The following is a 22,573-nucleotide window of genomic DNA, read 5'->3' on the forward strand; positions in this document are numbered from 1 at the left end:
AGAAATTGCAGTTGAAGCAGCCAGAAACAGAACTACATTAGGCGAAATTAGTGATGCACTAGAAGTAGCTTTTGGAAGATACAAAGCACAAATTAAAACATTTAGTGGCGTGTACAGTAAAGAAATTAAAGACGATAAAAGTTTTGAGCAAGCCAAGCAGTTGGCAGATAAATTTGCGAAAAAAGAAGGACGACGACCACGAATTATGATTGCCAAAATGGGACAAGATGGACATGATCGTGGAGCGAAAGTTGTTGCCACAGGTTACGCAGATGTTGGTTTTGACGTAGATATTGGACCTTTATTTCAAACACCAAGTGAAGCTGCGAAACAAGCTGTAGAAAACGACGTTCACATTCTAGGGGTTTCTTCTCTTGCTGCTGGACACAAAACGCTTGTACCACAAGTTATTGAAGAATTAAAAAAATACGGACGCCAAGATATTATGGTAATAGTTGGTGGTGTAATACCAAAGCAAGATTATCAATTTTTGTTTGATGCTGGCGCAGTTGCCGTTTTTGGTCCTGGAACTAAAATTAGTGAAGCTGCGATTAGTATTTTGGAGGTTTTGATGGAGGATTGAAAATTAGTATGAAAATAAAAAACGCCGACTGAGAAGTTGGCGTTTTTTATATTAATTAATTCCTTCTAATTCTCGTAATTTTATCATCTTTAACAGAATAGCTAATAATATATTTACCTTTTTTAAGATTATTTATAAATTTAAAATTCCATTCATTATTTTTTACAGGTGGCTTCATTAAACCAATCTCAATAATATTTGTAAAAGGTGGTTTAAGTATTGTTAAAACTTCTTCAATTTTAGAAGTCTCCTTTAAAAATAGTTCAATGTAAATATTACATAATTTTACTCTGGTATCTCCAGAATTTATATTATTTAAAAGATTAATAAAATATGAATAAGTGATTTTAATAGAATTTTCATTTTTGAGGATATCACCAATTAAATTTCCTAGATTATTTGTTTCATTAATATTGCTTTCCTCTATTTCCGTAACTAATTGAATTTTATTTTCTGATGATAAATTTGAACTTAATAACAATTCGTATTCATTATCTTCTAATTCATAATCTACTTCTTCATTCACAGTTTGATTTATGTAATCTTCAAAATTTAATTCAATTAATAAAATTTGCTTACTTAAAGAATATTGCCTTAAACTTATAATATTTTCTTTATTCAGTGTAATAATTCCTTTTCTTACAAGCATTTCAATTTTGTCTTCATTAATATTTTCTATTTTTAAATTATCAAAACTTTCATTAATATTTTTAATTAAAGATGAATATGCTAAATCCGAAATTTCATTAGTTAAAATTAAATCAATAAAGAAATTATCTTGTATTGGCTTATCAAGTTTGATTAATTTAATATCTTTTGTTCCTAATTCAGTATAGTTTTCATTAATATTTAAAAACGAAATCAAAAATTCATCAAAATTATACTTTTCATAATATTTATAAATATTTGACCAAGTAGCAGCTATTTTATCTAAAGCAAATAAATTAATCCAACTATCCGGATTTATAACATCTTCAATATTTGCAAAGACAACATCTTGAAATTTAATTACATCATAAAGTTGTTTTTCGTCATTTAAATTAGGATTGTTTATTAAACTAATTAATGATTTTTCAGCTTCCTGAGTATTGGTTTCTAATTTTAAAAATACATTATTAATATAGTTTTCAATTTCGGAATTTACATATTTTATTAACTCAGAACACTCTGATTCTTGAATTGTAGTATAATTTGATATTTTTAAATTATTAATTTTAAGATTTTCTGATGTAGATTTTTCAACAATAATTTGTTCAATCATTTTTTCATTAAGATGATACAAATTGTTTTTATAAATAAAATCAAATAAATTTTTATTTACTTTAACGTCAAGAGTATTTTCGAATTTAGTTTTTAAAGTTATTAAATTATCCTCAACATTTTTATTATCAAAATTTATTAAGTTAAAGAAATCTCCTTTTTGAGAAATATAGTTTGTAAGTTCATCTTCCTGATTTTGAGATTTCCCATTTGATAAAATCACATTCATTAATAAAATTTTTAAAATTGAATCTTTTTCATCAACAGTCAAATTACTTTCGTTAATGTGATGCCAAAACTCTAAATCATATTTACATATAAGTTTAATAAAATTAACTGTCGCTTTACCGTATTTGAAATATGATTCTATAAATGATTTTGTTCTTTCGTTTTTGGTACGGAACTGATTAAATAATTCGGCATTGTCATAATTTTCATTATTTAGCAAATAGTCAATAAAATCAATATTTAAAATTTCATTTTTATGAAAATCATTTCCTAAATGTTTTACTAAATTTTCAATTTTATTAAGTTTAAAATCTACTGGTAACTCTTTATTATTTCTTATACTTAAAATAAAATTTTTATCATTTCTTGTAATATCACCTTCTTTAAAAATTGAGATGTAATCAAAATAATCATCCGCAATAAAACCATTTCTTATTAAATATTTTAAAACATCCGATTTATAAAGATCCATGTTAAGTTCTTTTTCAAAATTTTTATTTAAAGTAAGAAGTTCTTGAATATTATAACTTTTTAATTTATCTATTTCAACTTTTAATTCACCGTTCAAATTATTTAGTCTTTCAATTTCTTTACATTCTTTTTCATTTAATAATTCAACTCTTTGGACATAATTATAATTTGAATCAACTTTATTTTCAATAGTTTTAAAATTAATTTTCATTTCATTTGATTGATCATTAATTCTATTATATCTAAATTCATATACTTTTATTATATATGTAATTGAATTAATACTTCTAAAATTATTAAAAACTTCATCGTCAATCAAATCTTCTATTTGATTTAAAAAATAAGTTTCATTTTTTAGTATAAAACTTGTAGTTTCATTTGGCAATAATTTAAAAATTTCAGCTATATAAAGTTTGCGTAAATCTTTTACATTATCTATATAAGTTTTGCTAAATACTAATTCTTCCAACTTAGCTATTTCAATTTTGTTATCAGTAATTTTTTGTTGTTCAATATTTACCCATTTTTCTTTAATAGATTTAATATCTTTAGTGAAAACATTATAAATCATTCCTTCATTTTTGTGAAGTATTGCAAAATCCTTTGGAAATAAATTTTTATAAATAATAAACGATAATAATTTGTTTCTAATCAACTCAATTTCAGTTTCTTTTGTTAGTTTGTCAAAATAAATTTTATATTCATTTATTATATTCTTCAATAATCGCATATCATCAATATATAGTGATATATCATAAAGCAAATTTTTATTAATACCTTCATTTTCTAATTTTTCAAGTAAAAAATTATAAGAATTTGAAGAATTAATAACTGGTATGATTGGCAAAATAAAATCGAAAAACTTTGTTCTATCACTATTTTTAAACATTTCATCTTTCAATGCGTATACGAAAACAATATGACGATTAACCTGTTTGGATATATTGATCAATAAGTTTATTTCCCTAAGTTTTGTAAATATTTCAGGTTCTTGAAATCTATCTAAATCTTCAATGATTACAACATTATATTTGGTTCTTTCGAAAAAATATATTATTTCATCTATGTTTTTATTCAAAATTGAATTATCCGCAACTTCTCTATTTAGTTCGACTTCTCCTTTTAAGTTAATTTTATTAAATTTAAAATCATTTATTGTTTTTACAAAATTTTTGATAATATAAAAAGCACCAAATAGTAATAACAAAATTGAAAGAAATTCAAATAATTTAAAGTTGAATTCGCAATTTTTACTTTCATAAAAATAATATTTAATACAACTTAACTTTGTTATAAGTGTATTATGAAACAAAAAAATATAACCTAAAACTGTTGCTAAGCAAAATAAGGAGTTAATATATATTGAATGATTCTTTAAGTTTTTTATTCTTTGAAATCTTGAATTCGGAATAGTGCTATTTTTCTCAACATATAGCATTTGTTGCAAAATACTGAGTTCAATTTTTTTATTTATTTCATCAGATTTTGCTTGATCTAGTTTTGGTGGAATAGTTGGTTTTTCTGATTTTTCAAATAAATCATCAAAAGTTGCTAATGAAATATTCAAATATTCAAATTCAGGATGCTTTTCTTTAAAAGTTTTTAAAATACTACTTTTTCCAGAACCATAAGAACCAGTTAATGCAATGTTTTTTACATTTTTGTTTCTTAAAGCCCAAAATAACGAATTAATATAAATATTACCATTAGTAACAATTACTGGTGTTAAATCTTCAAATGAATTTGGGTTTAAATTAACAGGATAACCTAATTTACAGTTCCAGTTATTTATAATTTGCCTAAGTCTTTTTAAAATTTTTATTCGAACTATTTTGTAATAGATTTTAAAATAGTTACTTGTTTTTTTATCATTAACATTAGTTTCAATAACTTCAATTTTAGAGATTGATTTTTGTACTTCATTTTTATTTAACATATAGTAAATTTTTCTCCTTTATTTATTTATTTATTTAGGATTTTACCCAAATTCATTAATCGGCATTGAGTATTAAACCGAGAAGAAAAAACAATAAAAATTTTGAGAGAAAAAAAAATAGTGTACTTTTGCACCCTCAAATAAAACGTCTCCATTCTTTCTTTTGGAGTTGTTTTTATATCAATTAAAAGAGTCCTCGAATCGACAAATTTTTTGGACTCTTTTTTTACTTGCATAGATTGTGCCAAATTACTTACAATAATAATATCAAAACAAAGTGTCATTAATTTACATTTAATCGGTAAAATCTCACTTTTAATCTATGTTTCTACGATTTTTATGTCTGACAAAATTTCATATTATAATTTAAGTCTGTCATATTTTTGAAAAAAGAATGTTTTTAAAGAATAGGTTATATTTTCATTTTTTTTAAATTTAAAATCCAATTTATAGATTGATTTTATCATACAATCAATCAAGTCAAACAGCAAAACAATTTTGCTCTGAAAAAAAAATTCTTTGAAAAAAGAATATCGAGAAATTGTTATGGCTAAAGTTAAACCTGACAGGTTTTAAAAACCTGTCAGGTTTGCTAACCAACCAAGTTTGGAAAAATAAATATCTTATTCTATTTAAAATCTACCAGGTTTGGCATAATAAATATTATTATATTTGTAACTATATAAATGCCAAATATTTATGATACAACCACTTGAAAATGGAAATTACTATCACATTTATAATAGAGGAATAAACAGTACCACGCTGTTTAAGGAAAATAAAAATTATCAACATTTTCTAAATTTATACGACATTCATATTGAACCAATTGCAGAAACATACGCATGGTGTTTAATGAAAAATCACTTTCACTTTTTAGTTAGAATAAAAGATTTGAACGAAATAGAATCTGAAAAGAAAATTTTACCATCTCAGTCGTTTTCAAATTTATTTAATGCATACACCAAAGCTTTTAATAAAAGTTATACCAGACATGGTTCATTGTTTGAAAGACCTTTTAAAAGAAAACTTATTGATAATGAAAGCTATTTTCAAAATCTTATAGCTTACATTCATAACAATCCAGTCCATCATAAAATTTGTGATCATCCTATTGAATATCCTTGGAGTTCATATACAACTTGTTTATCTGACAAACCAACAAAATTAAAAAGAAATGAAGTAATTGAGATGTTTAATGATATTGATAACTTTAAGTATGTACATCAATTAAAAAGCAATCCATTTTCTATTGAGCTTTTCTTAGGGATTTGATTGACAATTTTTAAAAAACTAGTATAATTATGACGGTTAATGAACTAAAAGAAAATTTATTTTAATTAAAAATTTCTTTGTGAAACCTGACAGGTTTTAAAAACCTGTCAGGTTTGATAATTAACTATTCTATTACAACCACAGCCAAATTTTCGTTTTGTTTAACTTTACCAAGTTGAATAGTCTGCAATTTTCGTTCAATACTTCCATTAGCTTTTGTAGTGTAAATTTCTACCATAACTGTAGTTGGACCATTTTCTGTTAAGGCACTTTCACCAAAATAATTGGTTTTTAAAATATATTTTCCTTTTGCAGCATTTCGAACTAAATATTGCTCTGGACCATAACCTTGTGTAAAATCTTTAGAAAATCGTGCGCCAATTTCTGTATCTCGGTGTCCATAAAAACATTCTTCGTTGGTTGGTTCTACAACATGTAAATCAATATCAATATCCATTTGATTCCAGTTTAAAATAATACGCATTGAAACTGGCATTTTTTTAAGATATTTTTTGTCTAATTTTCCTATTTTGATGTTTTTATGTTCAGAAACTAATCGGTTTATATCCATCAAAATTATATCTTCTACTCCATCATATTGTCCACTCATTTCGGCAAAATAATTTACATCTAATGCTTTTAATAATTCGTCAAATGCGGCTTGATATTCTTTATTATCTTCTAGCGTAAGTGCCAAATCTCTATGTGCTTGTGGTTCTTGATCTCTCCATTTTGCTACTTGAGTTGCAGTAAACAAGGCATCTTCATACGATTCCCATTGACGTAATAAATAAGTTAATGATTTATATAATTGATGATTTTCTAAACCTAAATCAGCAATATTACTCAATATTAAAAGCGCTTTTTCCTTATTTCCATTATCATAAAAATGATTGGCTACATCAAAATAAAAACTCGGATTATTAATTTGATCGTCTCTCAATTGCAAATACAAATCATATTTTTTATCCATTGGTGCATTTGCCAAAGCTTTTAAATAAATTCTATCTGGATTCCATTTATTAACTTTTGTTATGTCTTTTTTTCCTAAATCGTCTTTAAAATCATTTGATGCCCAAGTTGAAATTTGAGAATTAGATTGATTTTGAACTGGAATAGGTTTTGAGACATTTGTGCTAAATGTTCCATTACCATTTGGAACAGCATTTACTTGTAAACCAGAAATTTTACCTGTTAAAGATTGAATTGCATTTGGATAAGCATTTTGAGTAAGTTCAGCAGCTTTTACAACAGTAGTAGAATATGCAACACTTCTTTTTTCTTTTCTAACATTTTCATCATTTTCTTCTTCGCTATCATCATTTCTTCTAATTCCAAGTGCATTTGTAATAACTACTTCATCTAACCTTGAATTATTATCACTAAGTTGAACATTGTATACTTTTTTAGCACCAATAGTGATAGATTTGCTATCAAAACCAACAAATGAAAAAACTAAAACTTCTCCAGATTTTACATTTATAGCATAGCGTCCATCAACATCAGTTTGCGTTCCTCTATTTGTGCCTTTTATTACCACATTTGCTCCAGGAATTGGTCTAGAATTATCACTAACAACTCCAGTAATAGTTCCAATTAATTTAGCAGATTTTACTTCTGGCTTTGGAAATTCATACTTTGTGTTTTTATTCCACCAAGCAGTTAATATTTGATAATAACTTTCAATATTTTGCCAATTACTAAACTTTTTAGCTTGAGCATTTGCAACTTGTTGCTTCATAATTCTATCAAATTCTGGTCGCAATTCTGCTGGCGGAACAATGTCATATTGAATGTAATCGTTTAAATTTTCTAACACAATTAATGAGGTGTTTTGAGTAATTATTCCGTATCGTTTTCCTAAAGTTTCAATTTCAGATGCATTTAATTTGTACTGAATTTCAAGATTGGCAATCTTCTTTTGTGCCCAAAGTCTTTCAATACTAATTTCATTTGAAACCTGATTCGTTGCATCAATTACAATTGTTTTTTCCAGAATTACATCAGAATCATATCCAAAAAGCAACGTGATTTCATTATTATTTTTTAATGATATTCCTGCCACAGAAAAACTTCCAGAAACTGGTGTTCCAACCATTGGAAATAAATCTGTAACCAAATAATTTTCTTTAATTCCAAGAAATTTTAACGTCTGAAATTGCAATTTATCTAACGCATCTTGCAAATTTATTTCGTTCAAATTAAGAAAACATCCACCAGTTTTTATAGCATTATAATTCAAAAAAGCATAGTCAGACGAAGCCATTGAACTAATAGTGTAAATTGGTTTTTTTGTCAACGTAAAAATGTTGCTACTCAAAGACGACAAACCATCTGTAAAAAATAAATATTCGTCGTGAGCAGGCAATTTTATTTTAGAAAAACGTGTTCCACCATCATAAGCAGTACTTTCTAAAACCGATTTTAAAACAGACCAATCGCCATTTTTTACAGTATAATTGTTCTTTCTTTCAAAATCATAACTCAATAAATAAAGCGAAATTTCTACGTTTTGTAATTTTGAAAAATATTCATCAAGTAATTGAAATTCTCGTTTAGTATTTCTATTTTTGCAACTCAACGAAACGTCCCAAATTAACCCAATTGTATTCGGATTTTTTTTCTTAATTTTAGTATTATCCAAAACCGTATTGGCATAAAAATAATGCTGTCCATCAACACTTTGCACAGCAATACTTGGTATTTCTTGATTTATCGGAATTGTAATTAATAGCTTATCTTTAGGTTGAAAATTATTTTTTACAATACTTGTTTGATACGTTTGATTTATATTTTCTAATGCTAAAATTCCTTCATCATTACTTATATTTGGTTCAGAAGTTGCTCCAAGAACAGCAATTTTTAATTCGAAAACATCTAATTTATTTGGACAATTCGTAACCATTTGATACGCCAAATGTGTTGCATCATAACTAGAAAGTTCTTGCTCATAACCAATAATTATAATACGTTCTTTGCCTGGCATTAAAGGATAAATTCGAGTTCTAAAATTATTTCCTTCCACTTTTTCAAGCAATCCTGGATCAACTCTACGATGTTCAATGGCTTCAAAAACCTGTTTTCCTTTGTTTTTATTTACAGGAACAGCTTCACGCATTTTTCCGTTAATATCAATGGCATATCTTGAAACAGAAACGCCTTCTGGCAAAGGAAAAAGCAACTCTGCTTCCATTTGGCGATTAGTTCCATTAAAAAAATGCATTTCAGATGTTGTGTAAGCAATATTTCCAACCACTTTTACAGTGACTTTTAGTTGACTCAACCTAACTAGTGTTGAATCTTTTCCTTTTACATTTAATTGCGGACTTTGACCTTGAACAAAATAGCCAAAAAGTAATAGCGAAATTAGAATAAGTTTTTTCATAAAAATAGTATTAAAATTAAATTTGGTAAACCTGTATTCTTATAAGAGTTCTGTTTTTGTAAAAAGGTTGGAAGCAATTAATTTATTTTGAAATTTTATTTGAAATTAAAATACTATGCGTGCATAACAAAAATATTTCATACATTTGAAATTCAAAATATACAACTATGGATTTTTCAGCAAAAATGCTTCGTGATGATGCCTTAAAAGGTAAGGTAATTATAGTAACTGGTGGCGGAAGTGGTTTGGGAAAAGCCATGACTCAATATTTTCTAGAGCTTGGTGCCAATGTTGCCATTACCTCTCGTGATTTAGAAAAACTACAAAAAACTGCCGAAGAATTAACCACAGAAAATGGTGGAAAATGTTTGGCATTGCAATGCGATGTGCGTCATTATGAACAAGTTGAAGCTATGTTAGCATTAGTTTTAAAAGAATTTGGAAAAGTAGATGTACTTTTAAATAATGCTGCAGGAAATTTTATTTCACCAACCGAAAGACTTTCTGCAAATGCATTTGATACTATAATTGATATCGTTTTAAAAGGTTCAAAAAATTGCACATTAGCATTAGGAAAACATTGGATTGCTGCAAAACAAACGAATTGTAATGTATTGAATATAGTTACAACTTATGCTTGGACTGGTTCTGGATATGTAGTTCCAAGTGCTACTGCAAAAGCTGGAGTTCTAGCAATGACTAGAAGTTTGGCTGTAGAATGGGCAAAATATGGAATTCGAATGAATGCCATTGCGCCTGGACCATTTCCAACAAAAGGTGCTTGGGAACGACTTTTACCTGGCGATTTAGCATCTAAATTTGATATGACTAAAAAAGTACCATTGAGAAGAGTTGGAAATCATCAAGAATTAGCAAATTTGGCAGCTTATTTAGTTTCCGATTTTTCTGCCTATGTAAATGGTGAAGTCGTAACTATTGATGGTGGCGAATGGCTTCAAGGTGCAGGAGAATTTAATATGCTAGAGCAAATTCCGAGTGAAATGTGGGATCAACTTGAAGCAATGATTAAACAAAAAGGAAGTAAATAGTTTAAAAAAGTTGTGTGTTTTGAGTTGTGAGTTTTTTTAAAACAATTTTATTCAAAATGAGTACAAATTTGTTATTGAGAGTTAAATATAGTTTTAAAATAAAAATTTACAGTAAAACTCATTACTCATAACTCAAAACTCAAAACTCACAACAAAATTTTATGCGATTGTTAACAAAATACATTTTCATAACCCATAAATAATTGTATTTTTACCACTCAAAATTTTAAAGAATTCAATGGGTAAAATCATAGCAATTGCTAATCAAAAAGGTGGTGTTGGTAAAACTACAACTTCAATTAATCTTGCAGCATCGCTTGGTGTTTTAGAGAAAAAAGTGTTGTTGATAGATGCCGATCCGCAAGCCAACGCAAGTTCTGGACTGGGAATTGATGTTGACAATGTAGAAATTGGAACCTATCAAATTCTAGAACACAGTAACATTCCAGAAGATGCAATTGTGCCTTCTTCATCACCAAATGTTGATGTAATTCCTGCTCATATTGATCTCGTAGCCATAGAAATCGAACTTGTAGACAAGGAAAATCGTGAGTACATGTTAAAACAAGCTTTAGCAACTATAAAAGATAAATACGATTATATTTTAATAGATTGCGCACCATCATTGGGTTTACTAACTTTAAATGCGCTAACTGCTGCCGATTCTGTAGTTATTCCCATTCAATGTGAGTATTTTGCATTAGAAGGATTAGGAAAATTACTAAATACTATAAAAAGTGTTCAAAAAATTCATAATCCAGATTTAGATATTGAAGGTTTACTTTTAACAATGTTCGATTCTCGTTTACGCCTTTCCAATCAAGTTGTTGAAGAAGTTCAAAAACATTTTAATGATATGGTTTTTACAACAATTATTCAACGAAATGTTAAACTTAGTGAAGCTCCAAGTTTTGGCGAAAGCATAATAAACTTTGATGCAACAAGTAAAGGTGCAGCAAATTATCTTAGTTTAGCAGAAGAAATTATTAAAAAAAACAGTAATTAATTTACAGATTAAATGGCACAAGCAGTTAAAAAACAAGCTTTAGGAAGAGGATTATCAGCACTTTTAAAAGATCCAGACAACGATATTAAATCGGTGAACGATAAAAATGCAGATAAAGTTGTTGGTAATATTATTGAGCTTGATCTAGAAACTATTGAAATAAATCCGTTTCAACCTAGAAGTAATTTTAATGAAGATTCACTAAAAGAATTAGCTTCTTCAATAAAAGAACTTGGTGTTATTCAACCCATTACAGTTAGAAAATTAGATTTCAATAAATACCAATTAATTTCTGGAGAACGTCGTTTGCGTGCTTCTAAACTTATTGGTTTACAAACTATTCCGTCTTATATTAGGATTGCAAACGATAATGAATCGCTTGTAATGGCATTGGTAGAAAATATTCAGCGTCATGATTTAGATCCAATAGAAATTGCACTTTCTTACCAACGATTAATTGACGAAATTCAGTTAACGCAAGAGCAAATGAGCGAACGAGTTGGAAAAAAACGCTCTACAATTACCAATTATTTGCGTCTTTTAAAATTAGATCCAATTATTCAAACTGGTATTCGTGATGGATTTATTTCTATGGGACACGGAAGAGCAATGATATCTGTTGAAAATCAAGATATTCAAGCCGATATTTATCAAAAAATTGTTAGTCAGAATTTATCTGTACGTGATACAGAAGCTTTGGTAAAAAAACATCAAGATGGATTGAAACCTGCTTCTGCAAAAGCAACTAAACAAACTTCATTTACTATTGCAGAAGATCAAAAGAAAGCATTTACTAATTTCTTTGGTGCAAAAGTTGATGTTAAAATTGCAGGAAATGGAAAAGGTAAAATTGCAATTCCTTTTCATTCTGAAGAAGATTTTAATCGAATAATAAAACTTATAAACGGTTAGTGAAAAAGTTAATTTACATAGTATTTATATCTCTTTTTTTGGGAAATTCAATATTTGCACAAGTAGAAATTGACAAAACATTAATTGTGACAGATACAATAAAAAAAGATGTAATTAATCCGTTAGCTCCAGCAAAAGCAGCTTTTTATTCTGCTATTTTACCAGGATTAGGTCAAGCTTACAATAAAAAATATTGGAAAATTCCTTTCGTTTATGGTGCGATTGGAACCGGAATTTATTTTTATACTTCCAATAATAAAAAATACAATCAATATAGAGATGTTTACAAAAAAAGACTGTCTGGAAGTACTGAACTAGATGAACTTTCCTTTCTTGACAATAGCAGATTAATTTCTGGGCAAAAATTTTACCAAAGAAATAGAGATTTAGCTCTTTTAATTATTGTTGGTTTATATATTCTAAATATAGTTGATGCCAATGTTGATGCACACTTAATGCAGTTTAACGTTAATGATAATTTGTCTTTTAAGCCCAATTTGCAACAAGATGATTTAACTACAAGGCAAAATTTAGCACTAACATTTACCTACAATTTTTAGAAGAATTAATTTAAAATTGTAACAAAAAGGTAATTTGGTTACTTATAGCATATGAAAATAGCACTTTTAGGATACGGAAAAATGGGTAAAGTAATTGAAAAAATTGCTTTGCAACGTGGTCATGAAATTGTGTTACGAAAAAATGCAGAAGAAACATTCGAAGGATTACAAAATGCTGATATTGCTATAGATTTTAGCATTCCAAGTGCTGCAATTAGTAATATTTCTGAATGCATAAATAACGGAATTCCAATAGTTTCTGGCACAACAGGTTGGTTAGAAAACTATAATGAAATGGTTGCGCTTTGTAATGAAAAAAATGCTGCTTTTATTTATGGTTCTAATTTTAGTTTGGGAGTAAATTTGTTTTTTGAAATGAATGATTACTTGTCTAAAATAATGTCTAAGTTCAATCAATATGATGTATCGATGGAAGAAATTCATCATACAGAAAAACTAGACAAACCTAGTGGAACTGCAATTTCATTGGCAAATGCAATTATAAACAATACAGAAAAAAATAATTGGAGTATAGAAAATCCAAACGCTGATACTATTTTTATTGATGTAAAAAGAATAGATTCAGTTCCAGGAACGCATTCTGTTTTTTATACATCCAATGAAGATACAATTGAAATAAAACACACTGCGCACAACAGAGAAGGTTTTGCTTTTGGAGCACTAATTGCAGCCGAATGGTTGATTGGTAAAAAAGGCGTTTTTACAATAAAGGATGTTCTAAGTTTAAAATAATTATTTTCTAATATCATTATTTTCAATATTTTTATCATCATTATAATCCTCAAATCTTTTACCAAAATTATAAGTTAAAGTTAATAAAAAATTTGTGAAATTATTTCTAGAAATTCTACTTTCTTGGAAATTATCGGAAAAACTAGTTTCTCTTATAGTAGTAGCATTATTTCCTAGTAAATTTTGGATGTAGAAACTTAATTCAAGTCTTTCTTTAAATAAATTTGTACTTGCCGAAAAATCTAAATATGGATATGTTACTCTTTTTGAAAGTAATGAATAGTTTGGATTGTCATAAATACCAGATATTGATACAGATAATTTTTCTTTAAATAAATTTGTGTAAATATTTAAGTTACTATTAAAACCAACACCACTATTTTTTTTAATAAGCGATGATATATCATCAGTTTCATAAAGGTTATAATTAATTCCTGAATCAATATTCAAACTTATTTTTTTAAATAACTCAGTTGTGTATCCAAGTTCAATGCCAGTAGAAGTAGATTTAGCGGCATTATCAACAGTTCTTACAATCAAATTTCCTTGTTTTTCATAAATATTAAGAATTGAATTATTAATTTTTGAATTATAAAATTTTACAGAATAATTATTAGTTTTAATTTCTTTGTTAAATTTAATAAAATAATAATCTCTTATTTGTTGTTCAAGATTTGAATTTCCTTTACTTGCAACACCAGGACTATAAATAATTAATGTTTCATTTAAATCACTTGGACTAGGTCTTAATACTCTTCTTGAATATCCAATATTACTATCAATTTTATTTTTAAAATGATACATTACATTAAAAGTTGGGAAGATTAAATTATAATTTTTTGAAAAAAAATCACTTTTATTACTTGAATATTCATAAGTAAATGAAGATTGGGTTGAAAATTTTTCTGTCCATTGATTACTCATTTCAAAAGTGGCATTATAGACATCTTGATTGACGTAGAAATCTGTATCAGAAAAACTATAATTTCTATCTATGTATTTAAAATCATAAGTGATATTTGCATTTTTTTTAAATAATTTAAGATTCAACATATCATAGCTTAGATTATATGCTAATTCTTTATTTTGTGATTTAACATCTACATAATTTATAAATTGATTTATATTATATTTACTATTATATTGATTATTAGTAATTGTATATTTATTTTTTAAATATAAAGTATTATTTAAACTAGTCTTATATTTGTATACTGTTGAAATTTCTAAATCATTATTAATTGTTTCATCTAAATTATTATATGAACTAAAATTATTAAAATTAAAATTTGAGGTGCCATTTATATCTCCTTTGACTTTATAGCCGCCTTTATATCCTGTAATTGATAAATTTGATTTTTCAGAAAAATTTAAACCCAATCTAGAATTAAAAGAATTTTGAATAACTTTAGAATTATTAAGAAAACTTTGTACATAACTTCCATTTAAATCATTTCTATTTAAATCATTAGTACTAATTTGATTATTTTGTAAATTGCTATAACTTACATCAAAACTTAAAATGCCCTTTTTGTAAACAATAGATGGACTGATAGACCAATAATTATTTTTAATACCGCCTGTCCCTCTTAAATATCCTTTAAAAAACTGTTCATTTGATTTTTTTGAAACAATATTTATAATGGCTCCTAAAAAATCAGTTCCATAAATAGATGAAGGATTATTCATAATCTCAACTCTGTCAATTGATGTTGCATTAATATTTTTTATTTCATTTGGCATTGCTTCTACTCCATCAATAAATATTTTTGCTTTCAAATTCCCTTCAACTAAAGTTTCACCACTTTCTTTATTACAATATACATTTGGAATTGTCCCTAATACAGCTGTTGCTTTAGCATTCTTAATGAATTTTTTTTGATTTATTTTATACGATGACTTATTGGCATTACGAATTACATTATCTGTTCCTTTAATAATTACTTCCTTTAAATATTCAAAATTTGAATTTTCTAGATCAATATCTAAACTAACCTCTTCTTGTAAGATAATTATTTCTTTAATAAATTCTTTATATCCAGTATAATTAACTTTTATAATAACAGTATCATTTAATACACAATTAATATTTGTAAATTTAAAATCTCCATTATCTGATGAAACAGCAAATTTAGACTTTTGATTTATCTTTAATTCTAAAAGCACTTCTGGTAAATAAATATCACTAGATTTAACTTTTCCAGATAAATTAAAATTTTGTTGACTATAAATAAATAAAGAAAAAAGTAATGAAATTATTATTATTATTTTTTTAAACATATTATTATTATTTTGATATTAAAATATATTAGAATTTATAATTTTATTATTACTCAACTTAGAAACTCTTTTGTATTATACTAATCATAAAAAACTTTCCTGTTTGTTTAAAACAGGAAAGTTAAAATTAGGCAAAATTTTAAAATAATTATTTAATAAATAAAAAATTAAAACTTGCTTTTTTATTTAATTTAAAACCTAAATCCGTGTAGATAAAATAGAGTTCCATCAGCTTTTTGAATAATTGCACATATATGAGGAGATGCATTATCTCTGCATCTAATTGCATTTGCATCTGCTAAAGCATTAGAATTAGTCGACCCAAAAATTGCTAGAGTTACTCCGAACACTGCAACAATAAATTTAAAATTGTTTTTCATAATTTAAAAAATTAAAGTTAATAAAAATTTCCATCATATAAATCTCGAGAATATAAAAGATGCGTAGCTAGAATCAAATTTTAAAATTATTTGATTATTATTAATATAAATATTCATAATATCACTAGTATTATGGTTGTTGTAATCTAATTTAAAACTTTGAATATATTTCAAATTTAATTTTGAATATTGATCAATAATAATTATATTATCGTATTGAGAAGCCATTGAAAATACAAATAAATTTTTTTTGTTAGAAAATACACCAGAATTTGTTAAATTCAATCCATCGCGGCTGTAAAAGTAGCTGTCTGCTTTCTTTATCACTTTTGGAATTTGTGTGTTATCATTGGTTTTTAATTCATTAACCAAAGTACCATTATCATTAAACATAAAGATTTTACAATTTTTATCACAAGTGTAGGTTATTATGTTATTTTCAACGTTTTGAAAAATTCCTGAATACATTAATCTTACTTCTGGATTAAAAACGTTTTCAGAATATTTTAGAATTTTAATTTCTTCAATTTTATTATTTGTTATATCAAAAACAAAAAAACCTGTTTTATAAATATTGGTGAAGTTAACTTCACCAAAAAATAAAAATTTATTTGGTAAATTCTTTAGTGATACTATTGAGTAAACTCGTATGCCTCTAGAATCATATTGAATAATACTATCTGTTTTAATCTCTAATCTAGATATTTTGGATTTACTATCATATAAAATATATTTTTCATCTACTAAAAGAATATTTGCACTTAAAGGTATGCTGACATTTTTATTGATTTTTTTACTAAATAAAAAATCTGAAAAATAGAAATTATAATTTTTCATATTTCGTTTAATCCCTTCATATTTTCCTTCTAGCAATAAAGAATTTGAATAAAATAAATCATAACTACTATTTTTAAATAATTTTTCATATTCTTTATCAAACTTTAAAATTTCATTTTTAGAAAATTTTCTAACAAAATAATTATTTTTTTTAAAATTAGTATTAAATAAATTTAAAATTAAAATACTAGAAAATATTGCAACAAAAAAGGTTATTATACCTATTAAAAATTTATTTTTCATTGTTAGCTTTATTTAAAATTAAATAACAATATAAAGAAGAAATTATTAAACTCAGATTTATTAGCAAATGATATTTATATTGTAAACCATTTAAAATACCTCCACAACCACATACTTCATAAAAACCTTTGAAATTTAAAAAAGATATATATAATGTAAAAATCAATATTATAAAACAAAATAATAATAATCCTTTTTGTTTAAAAAAGAGTAAAATTATAACTACAAAAATTTCAAGAATTATAACTAAATATGAAAAATAATTAGCTATTTCAAAAGTAAAAACTGAGGTTTTAACTAAATTAGTTCTAAACGATTCTAAATTCATTAATTTATTAACAGCAGTGTAACAAAAAAATAAGATTATAAATAGATAAATAAATTCAGCTATTGTTTTTTGAATCTTATATTTTTTGATTTGCATACTTAATAATTTTAATCAAACTTAACCGACAAATAAATATTAAACAATCGGAATAAATATTTTTTTATCGGAAAAACCGATATTTAAAAAAATACTTTTACATTAGCAAAAAAAAATATTAAGATGTCATTAGGTAAAAAATTATATGATTTAAGAACTGATAAGAATTTAAAACAAGAGCAAGTAGCTTATGATTTAGAAATTGTTCAAAGTACTTATAGTGATTGGGAAAATAATGTTTCTACTCCTAAAAGAAAAAATTTGGTTAAATTAGCTGAATATTTTGGAGTTGAAGTAAATGATTTAGATGAAGAAATATATAGAATCAATATAAAAAATAAAAAAAATGGAATTGCGTTAGTAAATAGTCCAAACACAAAAATAAATTCTACCGAGGCGATTTTAAAAATTGCAGAAAGCTTAGAAAAATTAACAATTCTTGTAGAAAAATTAATTGCAAAATAAATTCATAATTTCCATAAAAATAATAATGCATGTAAAATCTCAATCTAAAGTTGAGATTTTTTTATTATTAATTTAGAAATTTAAAATAATAATGTTATTAATTTAAATATTAGTTTTAAATATACTTTTAAAATATATTTGTAACAGAATTCTAAATTCAACAACTTATAATAAAATATCAAATATACTATGACAGCATATCAATGGTTTGTTTTTTTCTTAGTAGTTCAATTAATCCACGGATTAGGAACTTGGAAATTATATGAAAAAGCAGGAAAAAAGTCTTGGGAAGCATTTATTCCTGTTTACAATTCTATAGTTTTAATGAAAATTATAAACCGACCAACTTGGTGGACTTTTTTATTATTTCTTCCTGTTATCAATTTAATTATGTTTCCTGTAATTTGGGTTGAAACGCTAAGAAGTTATGGCAAAAATTCAACAACAGATACCATTTTAGGAATTGCAACTTTTGGATTGTATATTTATTATGTAAATTATACTCAAAATGTTACTTATATAAAAGACAGAAATACCATTGCAACAACCAAAACTGGAGATACAGTTAGTTCACTTTTATTTGCAATTGTTGTAGCTACTTTTGTACATACTTATTTTATTCAACCCTTTGTAATTCCGACTGCATCATTAGAAAAATCATTATTAGTTGGAGATTTTTTATTTGTTAGCAAATTCAATTATGGTGCAAGAACACCAATGACGCCAATTGCTGCGCCAATGGTTCATGATACTTTACCATTATTAAAAGTAAAATCATATTTACCAAAACCACAACTTCCTTATTTTAGATTTCCAGGATTTGAAAAAATAAAAAATAATGATATTGTAGTTTTCAATTGGCCTGCAGATACGTTGTATAATATGTATAAAAATACAGACGTTCGCCACGACAAACCTATTGATAAAAAAACCAATTATGTAAAACGTTGTGTTGGAATTGCAGGCGATTCACTTCAAATAAAAAACGGAATTGTTTTTATAAATGGTAAAAAATTAATTTTACCAGAACGTGCTAAACCTCAATATTCTTACAACATAGCTTTAGATGGAAAAGTAGATATTGACTTTGAATATTTATTAAAAGATATGAATGTTACAGATGGCGCAGGTTTTAAATCTGAAAATCGTGATACATTATTTGTTCAAGCTTTAACTTTTGAAAATGCTGCAAGATTTAAAAATATTCCAGGAATTAAATCTGTAACAAGATATATTAGCAAAGGTCCAGAAAACGGAATTTTTCCAAACTTTAAGAATAAACCACAATCGGTTGTAAACAATTGGTCGTCAGATAATTTTGGTCCAATTTATATTCCGCAACAAGGAAAGACTATAAATATTGACACAAAAGTATTACCATTTTACAAAAAAATAATTAGCGAATATGAAGCTAACGATTTAAAAGTAGTTGGAAATGATATTTTCATCAACAATAAAAAAGCAACGACTTATACTTTTAAACAGAATTATTATTTTATGATGGGAGACAACCGTCATAATTCTCTTGACGCAAGGTTTTATGGTTACACGCCAGAAGATCATATAGTTGGAAAACCAATTTTTCTTTGGATGAGTTGGGATTCTAACGGAAAAGGTTTCAATAAAGTGCGATGGAATAGAGTTTTTACAACGGTTGGTGGCGATGGTCAACCACAATCGTATTTTCAGTATTTCTTAATAGCTTTGGCTTTGTATTTTGGAGTTGATTATTTTTTAAGAAAACGAAGAGAGAAAGAATAAGTTTATAATTTATGGTTTGTAGTTTATAGTTTTAACTACAAACCATAAACTAAAAACAACAAACTTCAACTATGGATATTCTACTTCAACCAACCTATTTTCCATCTATTAGTTCTTTTGTTGCTATGGCTAAAGCTGAAACAATTACATTTGAAATGGATGATAATTTTCAGAAGCAAACCAACAGAAACCGAATGTATATTTACAGTCCAAACGGTTTACAAATGCTAAATATTCCTGTAAAACATAGTAAAGAAACACATCAAAAAACTAGAGATATTAAAATTGAAACCGATTTTAATTGGCAAAAACAACATTTTAAATCGCTTGAAGCTGCTTATAGAAGTTCGCCTTTTTTTGAATATTTTGAAGATGATATTCATAAAATATTTGATAAAAAACACACTTTTCTTTTAGATTTGAATTTTGAAACTATGACTTTAGTTTCTAAATGTTTGGGATTACCATTTGATTATAAAAAAACTACAGAATATTTTAATGAAGTTCCACAATTTTTAGATTATAGAACTTTGGCAAATGGAAAAAAAGATACTTCTAAATTTGAATCGTACACACAAGTATTTGGAGAAAAATTTGGTTTTATAAATAATCTAAGCATTTTAGACTTACTTTTCAATGAAGGACGATATGCTAAAGAATATTTATTGAAGCAAGAATTGTAAACTATTCTTCAATATTCAATCGAGCCACAATTGGATAATGATCGGAGTTTTTAAACTTTGGAAAATTGGTAAAACTTTTTACTTTGATACTTTTATCTACAAAAACATAATCTATTCGCGCTGGATAATATTTAAAATTATAAGTTTGTCCAAATCCTTTTCCTGCTTCTTCAAAACAGTCATTCAAACTACCTTTTATGTTTCTGTAAACATAAGAAAACGCACTGTTATTCATATCGCCACACACAATAATTGGATGCTTAGTTTGTTCTTTATGTTTCTTTAAAATTTCTGCTTGCAGTTGTTGTTTTTCAAATGCTTTACTAATTCTTTTTATAATAAATTGCGATTTTTGTTGGTCAATTACATTAACATTATCTTGAATTTCATTCACATCTGGAGTGATTTTTACAGATTCTAAATGCATATCATAAACTCTAATTGTGTCATTTCCTCTTTTAATATCTGCAAAAATTATAGCATTATCAGATTCTGGCAACTCAATTTCGCCATTATCAATAATTGGAAATTTAGAAAAAATAGCTTGCCCAGTTCTAATCTTTTTGCCTTGCATAAAAATAATTTTATGCTTGTAAATGCGTAAATCTACTTTAGCATTTTCTGAATATTCTTGAATGCAAAGTATATCAGGATTTTGTTCGTTTATAAAATTTTCAATTTCTTTGGCAACATCATCATTAGGCAACCATTTAAAAAGATTAAATAATCTAACATTATAACTCATAACAACAAAATCGCTTTCCTCCTTTTGACTATCTGTAGTAGAAAATTTATAAAACTTATTTATAAATGTAATTCCCAGTACTAAAACAATTCCAGAAAGTACCATTTGCCGTTTTATTTGTAACAACCAATAAAGAAAAAACAAACCATTAAAAATTAAAAATAATGGCAATACTAAAGTTAAAACCGACAAAAAAGGAAAGAATTTTGGCGCAAGAAATGGCAAAACATAAGCAAGAAACGTCAATACAGTAAGTACTATATTAAAGAAAAAAAATACTTTATTAAACCACGAGAGTTTCTTCATATATATTTTGCCACGAAGGCACAAAGACGCAAAGTTAATTTCTTTTAACTTAAATAGTAATTAATCTGATTCTAATTATTAAATACAAAAATAATTCCTAAAATAAACACTAAATACTGATCACTGAACACTGAACACTGACTACTCACTTTCCTGCTTTAAACAAAAACTCTTTTTCATCTACACTCAAACTATCATAACCAGATTGACTAATTTTATCAAGAATATCGTCAATTTGTTGTTGCGTTTTATCTTTTGTTACAATTTTACTTTGTCTAATTGGAGTTGGCTTTTTAACATTTACGTGAACTTTCTTAAAAGGGTTTGATTTTTTTGTTTGAAACAAATTAACAAAAAAATCTATAACACTAGAAACTAATTTACTTAAATCGGTTCCGTTTTGCATTAATCTTATAAAAATATATCCAAAAATGGCGCCACCAATATGAGCAATATGTCCGCCAGTATTGTCCATTGGTAATTGAATTAAATCAATAATAATTAATACCAAAGCAATTTGCCAAAGCTTTACATTTCCAAATAGAAATAGACGAACTTCCATATAAGGTTGATAACTTACGGTTGCCAATAAAACTGCCATTATTGCGCCAGAAGCACCAACAACAGTAGCATTTACTCCAGTTAAAGCTGGTAAAAAAGTATATCCAATCATATAAAATAAACCCGAAAAAATAGCTCCTAAAATGTATAATCCAAGCAATTGTTTCTGTGTAAAATAGGTTGTAAATAAATTTCCAAAGAAATTAAGCATCAACATATTAAATAAAATATGAAAAAATCCTGTATGAAAAAAGGAGTATGATAATATTTTCCAAGGTCTAATAAGTAAAATATTCCAATCTGACGATAAAGCAACAAAACTTTTATAATCTATATCAATTTTAAACATACTTAAAATTGCAAACACAATTCCTGGTACAGCATAACATAATATATTTATAAAAATGAGTCGAATTACAATGCCGCCCATTTTGTATTGTAATTTTAAATCGTTAATTATATTCATATAT

General features: G+C 26.0%; 18 protein-coding genes. 10 read left to right on the forward strand and 8 right to left on the reverse strand.

The window, feature by feature from the left end:
• The coding region (locus tag ACH2BC_RS00455; protein WP_395051953.1) for a cobalamin-dependent protein at positions 1 to 583 on the forward strand (583 nt) is incomplete at its 5' end.
• A 55-nt stretch (positions 584 to 638) separates the two neighbouring features.
• On the opposite strand, the gene ACH2BC_RS00460 is transcribed toward ACH2BC_RS00455, so the two are convergent.
• Positions 639 to 4,478, reverse strand: a complete 3,840-nt coding sequence (locus tag ACH2BC_RS00460) for a hypothetical protein (RefSeq protein WP_395051954.1) — start codon at positions 4,476 to 4,478, stop codon at positions 639 to 641.
• A 699-nt stretch (positions 4,479 to 5,177) separates the two neighbouring features.
• Here ACH2BC_RS00460 and ACH2BC_RS00465 point away from each other — a divergent pair.
• A complete protein-coding gene (locus tag ACH2BC_RS00465; RefSeq protein WP_395051955.1) occupies positions 5,178 to 5,753 on the forward strand; it encodes a transposase in 576 nt (191 codons plus the stop codon).
• Between the two features lie 124 nt (positions 5,754 to 5,877).
• Here ACH2BC_RS00465 and ACH2BC_RS00470 read toward each other — a convergent pair whose 3' ends face one another.
• Positions 5,878 to 9,138, reverse strand: a complete 3,261-nt coding sequence (locus ACH2BC_RS00470; RefSeq protein WP_395051956.1) for a VIT domain-containing protein — start codon at positions 9,136 to 9,138, stop codon at positions 5,878 to 5,880.
• 167 nt (positions 9,139 to 9,305) lie between these two features.
• On the opposite strand from ACH2BC_RS00470, the gene ACH2BC_RS00475 reads away from it, so the two are divergent.
• The 5 genes from ACH2BC_RS00475 to dapB all read left to right on the forward strand — a co-directional run bounded on the left by ACH2BC_RS00475 (position 9,306) and on the right by dapB (position 13,418).
• Positions 9,306 to 10,187, forward strand: a complete 882-nt coding sequence (locus ACH2BC_RS00475) for an SDR family oxidoreductase (protein WP_395051957.1) — start codon at positions 9,306 to 9,308, stop codon at positions 10,185 to 10,187.
• 238 nt (positions 10,188 to 10,425) lie between these two features.
• Complete coding sequence (locus ACH2BC_RS00480; protein WP_395044072.1) at positions 10,426 to 11,193, forward strand: ParA family protein; 768 nt, start codon at positions 10,426 to 10,428, stop codon at positions 11,191 to 11,193.
• Positions 11,194 to 11,205: 12 nt separating this feature from the next.
• Positions 11,206 to 12,105 (forward strand): ParB/RepB/Spo0J family partition protein, encoded by a 900-nt coding sequence (locus tag ACH2BC_RS00485; protein WP_395051959.1) that lies wholly within the window; start codon positions 11,206 to 11,208, stop codon positions 12,103 to 12,105.
• Positions 12,106 to 12,143: 38 nt separating this feature from the next.
• Positions 12,144 to 12,665, forward strand: coding sequence for a DUF5683 domain-containing protein (locus tag ACH2BC_RS00490; protein ID WP_395051960.1), 522 nt, complete (start codon positions 12,144 to 12,146; stop codon positions 12,663 to 12,665).
• 51 nt (positions 12,666 to 12,716) lie between these two features.
• Entirely contained in the window at positions 12,717 to 13,418 is a 702-nt protein-coding gene (gene dapB, locus ACH2BC_RS00495; protein ID WP_395051961.1) for a 4-hydroxy-tetrahydrodipicolinate reductase, read from the forward strand.
• Here the strand turns inward: dapB and ACH2BC_RS00500 are convergent, their stop codons facing one another.
• The 4 genes from ACH2BC_RS00500 to ACH2BC_RS00515 all read right to left on the reverse strand — a co-directional run bounded on the left by ACH2BC_RS00500 (position 13,419) and on the right by ACH2BC_RS00515 (position 17,582).
• Positions 13,419 to 15,698, reverse strand: a complete 2,280-nt coding sequence (locus ACH2BC_RS00500) for a TonB-dependent receptor plug domain-containing protein (protein ID WP_395051962.1) — start codon at positions 15,696 to 15,698, stop codon at positions 13,419 to 13,421.
• A 191-nt stretch (positions 15,699 to 15,889) separates the two neighbouring features.
• On the reverse strand, positions 15,890 to 16,078 hold the full coding sequence (locus ACH2BC_RS00505) for a hypothetical protein (protein WP_395051963.1): 189 nt from the start codon (positions 16,076 to 16,078) through the stop codon (positions 15,890 to 15,892).
• A 33-nt stretch (positions 16,079 to 16,111) separates the two neighbouring features.
• Positions 16,112 to 17,158 (reverse strand): hypothetical protein, encoded by a 1,047-nt coding sequence (locus tag ACH2BC_RS00510; RefSeq protein WP_395051964.1) that lies wholly within the window; start codon positions 17,156 to 17,158, stop codon positions 16,112 to 16,114.
• Positions 17,148 to 17,582, reverse strand: a complete 435-nt coding sequence (locus ACH2BC_RS00515; RefSeq protein WP_395051965.1) for a MauE/DoxX family redox-associated membrane protein — start codon at positions 17,580 to 17,582, stop codon at positions 17,148 to 17,150. The genes ACH2BC_RS00510 and ACH2BC_RS00515 overlap by 11 nt, the downstream gene beginning before the upstream one ends.
• A gap of 123 nt (positions 17,583 to 17,705) precedes the next feature.
• On the opposite strand from ACH2BC_RS00515, the gene ACH2BC_RS00520 reads away from it, so the two are divergent.
• The 3 genes from ACH2BC_RS00520 to ACH2BC_RS00530 all read left to right on the forward strand — a co-directional run bounded on the left by ACH2BC_RS00520 (position 17,706) and on the right by ACH2BC_RS00530 (position 20,491).
• Entirely contained in the window at positions 17,706 to 18,047 is a 342-nt protein-coding gene (locus ACH2BC_RS00520) for a helix-turn-helix domain-containing protein (protein ID WP_395051966.1), read from the forward strand.
• Positions 18,048 to 18,236: 189 nt separating this feature from the next.
• Entirely contained in the window at positions 18,237 to 19,808 is a 1,572-nt protein-coding gene (gene lepB / locus ACH2BC_RS00525; protein ID WP_395051967.1) for a signal peptidase I, read from the forward strand.
• 71 nt (positions 19,809 to 19,879) lie between these two features.
• The gene (locus tag ACH2BC_RS00530) at positions 19,880 to 20,491 is read left to right on the forward strand and encodes a WbqC family protein (protein WP_395051968.1); all 612 of its coding nucleotides are present in this window, start codon (positions 19,880 to 19,882) and stop codon (positions 20,489 to 20,491) included.
• A gap of 1 nt (position 20,492) precedes the next feature.
• On the opposite strand, the gene ACH2BC_RS00535 is transcribed toward ACH2BC_RS00530, so the two are convergent.
• Together ACH2BC_RS00535 and ACH2BC_RS00540 are read right to left on the reverse strand one after the other, a co-directional pair.
• Positions 20,493 to 21,542, reverse strand: coding sequence for an endonuclease/exonuclease/phosphatase family protein (locus ACH2BC_RS00535; protein WP_395051970.1), 1,050 nt, complete (start codon positions 21,540 to 21,542; stop codon positions 20,493 to 20,495).
• A gap of 145 nt (positions 21,543 to 21,687) precedes the next feature.
• Positions 21,688 to 22,569, reverse strand: coding sequence for a rhomboid family intramembrane serine protease (locus ACH2BC_RS00540; protein ID WP_395051971.1), 882 nt, complete (start codon positions 22,567 to 22,569; stop codon positions 21,688 to 21,690).
• Positions 22,570 to 22,573 lie beyond the last annotated feature (4 nt).

The sequence above is a fragment of the Flavobacterium sp. genome (assembly GCF_043760115.1).
Lineage (GTDB): Bacteria > Bacteroidota > Bacteroidia > Flavobacteriales > Flavobacteriaceae > Flavobacterium.

Excerpts from the sequence above, each read along its gene's own strand:
- ACH2BC_RS00535 (WP_395051970.1), bottom strand. The coding sequence starts at position 21,542 with ATGAAGAAACTCTCGTGGTTTAATAAAGTATTTTTTTTCTTTAATATA.
- ACH2BC_RS00540 (WP_395051971.1), bottom strand. The coding sequence starts at position 22,569 with ATGAATATAATTAACGATTTAAAATTACAATACAAAATGGGCGGCATT.
- lepB (WP_395051967.1), top strand. The coding sequence starts at position 18,237 with ATGACAGCATATCAATGGTTTGTTTTTTTCTTAGTAGTTCAATTAATC.
- ACH2BC_RS00475 (WP_395051957.1), top strand. The coding sequence starts at position 9,306 with ATGGATTTTTCAGCAAAAATGCTTCGTGATGATGCCTTAAAAGGTAAG.
- ACH2BC_RS00500 (WP_395051962.1), bottom strand. The coding sequence starts at position 15,698 with ATGTTTAAAAAAATAATAATAATAATTTCATTACTTTTTTCTTTATTT.
- ACH2BC_RS00480 (WP_395044072.1), top strand. The coding sequence starts at position 10,426 with ATGGGTAAAATCATAGCAATTGCTAATCAAAAAGGTGGTGTTGGTAAA.
- ACH2BC_RS00510 (WP_395051964.1), bottom strand. The coding sequence starts at position 17,158 with ATGAAAAATAAATTTTTAATAGGTATAATAACCTTTTTTGTTGCAATA.
- ACH2BC_RS00505 (WP_395051963.1), bottom strand. The coding sequence starts at position 16,078 with ATGAAAAACAATTTTAAATTTATTGTTGCAGTGTTCGGAGTAACTCTA.
- ACH2BC_RS00515 (WP_395051965.1), bottom strand. The coding sequence starts at position 17,582 with ATGCAAATCAAAAAATATAAGATTCAAAAAACAATAGCTGAATTTATT.
- ACH2BC_RS00460 (WP_395051954.1), bottom strand. The coding sequence starts at position 4,478 with ATGTTAAATAAAAATGAAGTACAAAAATCAATCTCTAAAATTGAAGTT.
- ACH2BC_RS00485 (WP_395051959.1), top strand. The coding sequence starts at position 11,206 with ATGGCACAAGCAGTTAAAAAACAAGCTTTAGGAAGAGGATTATCAGCA.
- ACH2BC_RS00520 (WP_395051966.1), top strand. The coding sequence starts at position 17,706 with ATGTCATTAGGTAAAAAATTATATGATTTAAGAACTGATAAGAATTTA.
- ACH2BC_RS00530 (WP_395051968.1), top strand. The coding sequence starts at position 19,880 with ATGGATATTCTACTTCAACCAACCTATTTTCCATCTATTAGTTCTTTT.
- ACH2BC_RS00465 (WP_395051955.1), top strand. The coding sequence starts at position 5,178 with ATGATACAACCACTTGAAAATGGAAATTACTATCACATTTATAATAGA.
- ACH2BC_RS00470 (WP_395051956.1), bottom strand. The coding sequence starts at position 9,138 with ATGAAAAAACTTATTCTAATTTCGCTATTACTTTTTGGCTATTTTGTT.
- dapB (WP_395051961.1), top strand. The coding sequence starts at position 12,717 with ATGAAAATAGCACTTTTAGGATACGGAAAAATGGGTAAAGTAATTGAA.